6 protein-coding genes are annotated in these 6,447 nt (G+C 72.9%); 5 read left to right on the forward strand and 1 reads right to left on the reverse strand.

Annotated elements, in window-relative coordinates:
- Window positions 1-87 precede the first annotated feature (87 nt).
- Window positions 88-1,719 (reverse strand): acyl-CoA synthetase, encoded by a 1,632-nt coding sequence (locus ACEPPI_RS29800; protein WP_373918370.1) that lies wholly within the window; start codon window positions 1,717-1,719, stop codon window positions 88-90.
- A 174-nt stretch (window positions 1,720-1,893) separates the two neighbouring features.
- On the opposite strand from ACEPPI_RS29800, the gene ACEPPI_RS29805 reads away from it, so the two are divergent.
- From ACEPPI_RS29805 to ACEPPI_RS29825, 5 genes are all read left to right on the forward strand, one after another.
- Window positions 1,894-2,694 carry a crotonase/enoyl-CoA hydratase family protein gene (locus ACEPPI_RS29805; protein ID WP_373918371.1) on the forward strand — a complete coding sequence of 267 codons (801 nt, stop codon included), beginning with the start codon at window positions 1,894-1,896 and terminating at the stop codon, window positions 2,692-2,694.
- Between the two features lie 43 nt (window positions 2,695-2,737).
- Window positions 2,738-3,733, forward strand: coding sequence for a Zn-ribbon domain-containing OB-fold protein (locus ACEPPI_RS29810; RefSeq protein WP_373918372.1), 996 nt, complete (start codon window positions 2,738-2,740; stop codon window positions 3,731-3,733).
- On the forward strand, window positions 3,733-4,818 hold the full coding sequence (locus tag ACEPPI_RS29815; protein ID WP_373918373.1) for a thiolase domain-containing protein: 1,086 nt from the start codon (window positions 3,733-3,735) through the stop codon (window positions 4,816-4,818). Before ACEPPI_RS29810 ends, ACEPPI_RS29815 begins: the two co-directional genes overlap by 1 nt.
- On the forward strand, window positions 4,815-5,990 hold the full coding sequence (locus ACEPPI_RS29820) for a thiolase domain-containing protein (RefSeq protein ID WP_373918374.1): 1,176 nt from the start codon (window positions 4,815-4,817) through the stop codon (window positions 5,988-5,990). The genes ACEPPI_RS29815 and ACEPPI_RS29820 overlap by 4 nt, the downstream gene beginning before the upstream one ends.
- Window positions 5,991-6,110: 120 nt before the next feature.
- Window positions 6,111-6,335: a DUF397 domain-containing protein gene (locus ACEPPI_RS29825; protein WP_373918375.1), complete on the forward strand. Its 225-nt coding sequence runs from the start codon at window positions 6,111-6,113 to the stop codon at window positions 6,333-6,335.
- Window positions 6,336-6,447 lie beyond the last annotated feature (112 nt).

A 6,447-nucleotide genomic window follows, 5' to 3' on the forward strand; every position in this document is an offset into this window, starting at 1 on the left:
GGTCCCCCGCCCGGGGTGCCGCTCAGCGTGCCGGGTCCCCCGCCCGGGGTGCCGCTCAGCGTGCCGGGTCCCCCACCCGGGGCGCGCTCACCGGGCCGAGTCCGCCTCCGTGGCCACCGTCTTCGCCCAGCGGTAGTCCGCCTTGCCGCTCGGGGAGCGCTGGATGGTGTCCGAGAGCACCAGCTGGCGGGGGATCTTGTACCCCGCCAGCCGGGTGCGGCAGTGTCGCTGGATCTCCTCCAGCGTCGGCTCCGGCGCCCCCTCGCGCACCTGCACCACCGCCGCCACGTGGCTGCCCCACGTCGGGTCCGCGACGCCCGCCACCAGGGCGTCGTACACGTCCGGATGTGACTTCAGCGCCTGCTCGACCTCCTCCGGGTACACCTTCTCGCCGCCCGTGTTGATGCACTGCGAACCGCGCCCCAGCACGGTGACGATGCCCTGCTCGTCCACGGTCGCCATGTCGCCGAGCAGCACCCAGCGCTCCGCGCCCTTGCGGAAGAAGGTCTCCGCGGTCTTCACCGGGTCGTTGTAGTACCCGAGCGGTACGTGACCGCGCTGTGCGAGCCGTCCGGGCACGCCCACCCCCACCGGCTCGTGCGTCACCGGGTCCACCACCCGGGTGCTGTCGTTGACCTGGAGGCGGAAGCCCTTCTCCGGACCGGAGTCGTCCGTCGCCCGGCCGTTGGAACCGGACTCGGAGGATCCGAAGTTGTTCAGGAGCACCACGTTCGGCACGAGCCGCCGGAACTCCGCGCGCACCGTCTCCGACATGATCGCCCCGGACGAGGAGACGCTGAACAGCGAGGACAGGTCGGTCCCCGCGAGTGGGCCGTTCAGGGCGTCGATCAGTGGCCGCAGCATCGCGTCGCCCACCAGCGAGACGCTTGACACCTTCTCCTTCTCGATCGTACGGAGCACCTCCTCCGCTACGTACTTGCGGTGGATGACCACCCGCTGGCCGTAGTTGAAGGCGATGAACGAGGTCAGGGTCGAGGTGCCGTGCATCAGCGGGGGAGCAGGGAAGAAGGTGAGGCCCGCCCCCCGCGCCGCGACCCGCTCGGCCAGTTCCTCGGGCCGCTTCACCGGCTCGCCCGAGGGCTCGCCGCCGAACAGGCCGGCGAAGAACAGGTCCTCGGCCCGCCACATGACGCCCTTGGGCATGCCGGTCGTACCGCCCGTGTAGATGATGAACAGGTCGTCGGGGCTGCGCTCGGGGAAGCCGCGCTCCGCGGAACCCGCCGCCTCGGCGTCCTCGTACGCCACCGGTGCGAGCGCCGGCTCCGGGGCCCCCTCGGGCGTCGGCCCGACCCGGATCAGGTGCCGGAGCCGCGGCGCCTGCGGCAGCGCGGCGGCCACCCGCTCCGTGAACTCGCCCTCGAAGACGAGGGCTGCGAGATCGGCGTCGTTGTAGAGGTAGACCAGCTCCTCCTCCACGTAGCGGTAGTTGACGTTCACCGGAACGAGGCGGGCCTTGAGGCAGGCCAGGACGGTCTGGAGGTATTCGACGCCGTTGTAGAGGTGCAGTCCCAGGTGGTCGCCGGGCCCCAGTCCGCTGTCGAGCAGGTGGTGGGCGAGACGGTTGGCCGCCGCGTCCAGCTCCGCGTACGTCAGGCGGCGTTCGGCGCCGGTTCCGGGGTGGTCCACGTACACCAGGGCCTCGCGGTCCGGGACCACGTCCACGACCGACTCGAACAGGTCGGCAAGGTTGTACTCCACCGTTCCTCCTGACCCGAAAGATCCCATGGCTGGGCTGCTCGGCGGTCATTAGAGCCGCGCTCGGCCCAACTGGGAAGGGCGCCGGCCAAAGAATCTGACTGAGTGTCAGAAAACTATTGAACTGCACCCTCCCCTCCTGCAACCTGTTCTAGGTCTTGAGACGGGAGGACGGCAATGGGTGGGACGGAACACCTGACCGTGGACCGCCACGGCGCCACGCTGGTGCTCACCATGAACAGGCCGGAGGCGAAGAACGCGCTCTCGCTTCCGCTGCTCGTGGGGCTCTACGACGGCTGGCTGGAGGCCGACGCGGACGACACGGTCCGGTCGGTGGTCCTGACGGGCGCGGGCGGGGACTTCTGCGCCGGGATGGACCTCAAGGCGCTGGCCGGGAAGGGCATGGACGGCGAGCGGTACCGCGACCGCCTCAAGGCCGACCCCGACCTCCACTGGAAGGCGATGCTCCGTCACCACCGCCCGCGCAAGCCGGTGATCGCGGCGGTGGAGGGGTACTGCGTGGCGGGCGGCACCGAGATCCTCCAGGGCACCGACATCAGGATCGCGGGGGAGGGGGCCACCTTCGGGCTGTTCGAGGTCAAGCGGGGGCTGTTCCCCATCGGGGGCTCCACGGTGCGGCTGCCGCGCCAGATCCCGCGCACGCACGCGCTGGAGATGCTGCTGACGGGACGGTCGTACGCGGCCGAGGAGGCGGCGCGGATCGGGCTGGTCGGCCGGGTCGTACCCGACGGGACGGCCCTCGACGCCGCGCTGGAGACCGCGGAGCGGATCAACGCGTGCGGGCCGCTGGCCGTCGAGGCGGTGAAGGCATCCGTCTACGAGAGCGCCGAGCTGACGGAGACGGAGGGGCTCGCCGCGGAACTGGTGCGGGGATGGCCCGTCTTCGACACCGCCGACGCGAAGGAGGGGGCACGGGCGTTCGCCGAGAAGCGGGCGCCGGTCTACCGCCGGGCGTAGCCACCGGTCCTGCACGTCCCCCATCCGGAATCGGAGACCCACCATGACCGCCGCGTCCCCACCACAGGTGCTCCGCGCGCCCCTCGTCGTCGAGTTCCCCTTCACCCGTTCCCTCGGCCCCGTGCAGAGCGCCTTCCTCACCGGCCTGCGCGAGCGCGTCGTACTCGGCGTGCGGACCGGCGACGGGCGGGTGATGGTGCCGCCCGTCGAGTACGACCCCGTCACCGCCGAGGAGATCCGCGAACTCGTCGAGGTCGCCCCCGCCGGCACCGTCACCACCTGGGCCTGGAACGGCGACCCCCGCCCCCAGCAGCCCCTCACGACCCCCTTCGCCTGGGTGCTGGTCCGGCTCGACGGCGCCGACACCGCGATCCTGCACGCCCTCGACGCCCCCGGCCCCGACGCCGTCCGCACCGGCATGCGGGTACGGATCCGCTGGGCCGCCGACCGCACCGGAGCCATCACCGACATCGCCTGCTTCGAACCGGAGGAGGAAGACGCGGCCGGGGAGGCGGGCGGGACCGGCTCCGCCCGCGCACCCGGCGGAGCCGCCCCCCACGACGGGGCCTTCGCCGACCCCGTCACCGGCATCGTCGCCGAGGCCCGCCTGGACTACACCTACAGCCCCGGCCGCGCCCAGACCGCCTACATCAACGCCCTCGCCGAGCGGCGGACCGTCGGCGAGCGCTGCCCGTCCTGCCACAAGGTGTACGTCCCCCCGCGCGGCGCCTGCCCCACCTGCGGGGTCGCCACCACCGACCGGGTCGAGGTCGGCCCCGCCGGCACCGTCACCACCTACTGCATCGTCAACATCAAGGCCAGGAACCTGGACATCGAAGTCCCCTACGTCTACGCCCACATCGCCCTCGACGGCGCCGACCTCGCCCTGCACGGCCGGATCGGCGGCATCCCGTACGACCAGGTCCGCATGGGCCTGCGCGTCGAACCGGTGTGGACCGACGGCGGACGCTACCCCGACCACTACCGGCCCACCGGCGAGCCGGACGCGGACTACGACGCGTACAAGGAGCTCATCTGATGCCCAGGACGAGCAGGTACGCCCGCGACGTGGCCGTCGTCGCCTTCGCGCAGAGCGACCACCTGCGCCGCACCGACGAACTCAGCGAAGTCGAGATGGTCATGCCGGTCCTGCACGAGGTGCTGGCCGCCACCGGACTGAAGGCCGGGGAGATCGGCTTCACCTGCTCCGGCTCCAGTGACTACCTCGCCGGCCGCGCCTTCTCCTTCACGATGACCCTCGACGGGGTCGGCGCCTGGCCGCCCATCTCCGAGTCGCACGTCGAGATGGACGGCGCCTGGGCGCTGTACGAGGCCTGGGTCAAGATCCAGACCGGCGAGGCCGACACCGCGCTCGTCTACTCCTACGGGAAGTCCTCCCCGGGATCCGTCCGCGACGTCCTCACCCGCCAGCTCGACCCGTACTACCTCGCCCCCCTCTGGCCCGACTCGGTGGCCCTCGCCGCCCTCCAGGCCCGGGCGCTGATCGACGCGGGCGAGACCGACGAGGCCGCGCTCGCCGCAGTCGCCGCCCGCAGCAGGGCCGCCGCCGAGGACAACCCCCACGCCCAGCTGCGCGGGGCCGTCCCGCAGGGCGAGTACCAGGTGGCACCGCTGCGCACCGGGGACTGTCCGCCGATCGGTGACGGCGTCGCCGCGGTCGTCCTCGCGGCCGGGGACACGGCCCGCCGGCTCTGCGAACGGCCCGCCTGGATCACCGGCATCGACCACCGCATCGAGGCCCACGGCCTCGGGCTGCGGGACCTGACCGACTCCCCGTCCACCCGGCTCGCCGCCGAGCGCGCGGGGTTCTTCGAGGCGCCCGTGGACACGGCGGAGCTGCACGCGCCGTTCTCCTCCCAGGAGGTCGTGCTCCGCAAGGCGCTCGGTCTCGGCCCCGGCCCCGGCGACACCGGCGGGGTGGCCGTCAACCCCTCCGGCGGGGCCCTCGCGGCCCATCCCGTCATGGCGGCGGGCCTGATCCGCATCGGCGAGGCCGCCGCCCGCATCCACCGCGGCGCGTCCGACCGGGCCGTCGCCCACGCCACCTCCGGCCCCTGCCTCCAGCAGAACCTGGTCGCCGTTCTGGAAGGGGATCGGGCATGAGCACATCCGGCAAGGAACCCGTGGCCGTCGTCGGTGTCGGCCAGACCAAGCACGTCGCCGCCCGGCACGACGTCTCCCTCGCCGGCCTGGTCCGCGAGGCCGGCGCCCGCGCCCTCGCCGACGCCGAGCTGACCTGGGCGGACGTCGACGCCGTCGTCATCGGCAAGGCCCCCGACTTCTTCGAGGGTGTGATGATGCCGGAGCTGTACCTGGCCGACGCCCTCGGCGCGGTCGGCAAGCCGATGCTCCGCGTCCACACGGCGGGATCCGTCGGCGGGTCCACCGCGCTGGTCGCGGCCAACCTGGTCGCGGCGCGCGTCCACCGGACGGTGCTGACCCTCGCCTTCGAGAAGCAGTCGGAGTCCAACGCCATGTGGGGGCTCTCCCTGCCCGTCCCCTTCCAGCAGCCGCTGCTCGCCGGCGCCGGGGGCTTCTTCGCACCGCACGTGCGCGCGTACATGCGGCGCACCGGCGCGCCCGACACGGTGGGCTCGCTGGTGGCGTACAAGGACCGGCGCAACGCCCTGAAGAACCCGTACGCGCACCTGCACGAGCACGACATCACCCTGGAGAAGGTCCAGGCGTCCCCGATGCTGTGGGACCCGATCCGCTACTCCGAGACCTGCCCTTCCTCGGACGGGGCCTGCGCGATGGTCCTCACCGACCGGGCCGGTGCGGCGCGCTCGCCGAAGCCGCCCGCCTGGGTGCACGGCGGGGCGATGCGCAGCGAGCCGACCCTGTTCGCGGGCAAGGACTTCGTCTCCCCGCAGGCCGGCAAGGACTGCGCCGCCGACGTCTACCGGCAGGCCGGGATCACCGACCCGCGCCGGGAGATCGACGCGGTCGAGATGTACGTCCCCTTCTCCTGGTACGAGCCCATGTGGCTGGAGAACCTGGGCTTCGCGCAGGAGGGCGAGGGCTGGAAGATGACGGAGGCCGGCGTCACCGAACTCGACGGCGACCTCCCCGTGAACCCCTCCGGCGGAGTGCTGTCCACCAACCCGATCGGCGCCTCCGGCATGATCCGCTTCGCGGAGGCAGCCCTCCAGGTACGGGGGCTGGCGGGGGAACACCAGGTCCCCGGAGCCCGCCGGGCCCTCGGGCACGCCTACGGCGGCGGAGCGCAGTTCTTCGCGATGTGGCTGGTCGGGTCCGAACTCCCGGCGTCCTGAGGGTCACCGGGGAGGGCGGCCGCGCCGGGCCGGTCACCGCCGGCCCCGCGGGGCCCTGTGCGGCGCCCGTCGCGATGGCTACCCTGGGCCCCCGGACGACGTACCGGGAGGAGCACGCACGTGGCGAACGGCAACACGGTGTGGGGAAAGCCCGAGCTCGATCTCAGCGGGGCGGACTGGCGGTCGGGCAGCCGGGGGGTGGGTGACGTCCAGATCGCCTTCGTGGAGGGGTTCATCGCGATGCGCAGCGGCGGGCGCCCCGACGGCCCTCCGCTGGTCTTCGCGCCGGACGGATGGCGCAAGTTCGTCCTGGGCGCACGGGGCGGGAAGTTCGGCCTGACCTGACGGAACGCCCCCCGGGGGGGGGGGGGGGGGGGGGGGGGGGGGGGGGGGGGGGGGGGGCCGGCGCCGGCGGCCCTGGGGCTCGCGGGGGGGAGTGGGGTTTTGTTTTTTTTTT

The sequence above is a fragment of the Streptomyces sp. AB3(2024) genome (assembly GCF_041862025.1).
In the GTDB taxonomy this organism is placed as follows: Bacteria; Actinomycetota; Actinomycetes; order Streptomycetales; family Streptomycetaceae; genus Streptomyces.

Coding starts and splice junctions, on each gene's coding strand:
- ACEPPI_RS29805 (WP_373918371.1), top strand. CDS start 1,894: ATGGGTGGGACGGAACACCTGACCGTGGACCGCCACGGCGCCACGCTG.
- ACEPPI_RS29810 (WP_373918372.1), top strand. CDS start 2,738: ATGACCGCCGCGTCCCCACCACAGGTGCTCCGCGCGCCCCTCGTCGTC.
- ACEPPI_RS29815 (WP_373918373.1), top strand. CDS start 3,733: ATGCCCAGGACGAGCAGGTACGCCCGCGACGTGGCCGTCGTCGCCTTC.
- ACEPPI_RS29820 (WP_373918374.1), top strand. CDS start 4,815: ATGAGCACATCCGGCAAGGAACCCGTGGCCGTCGTCGGTGTCGGCCAG.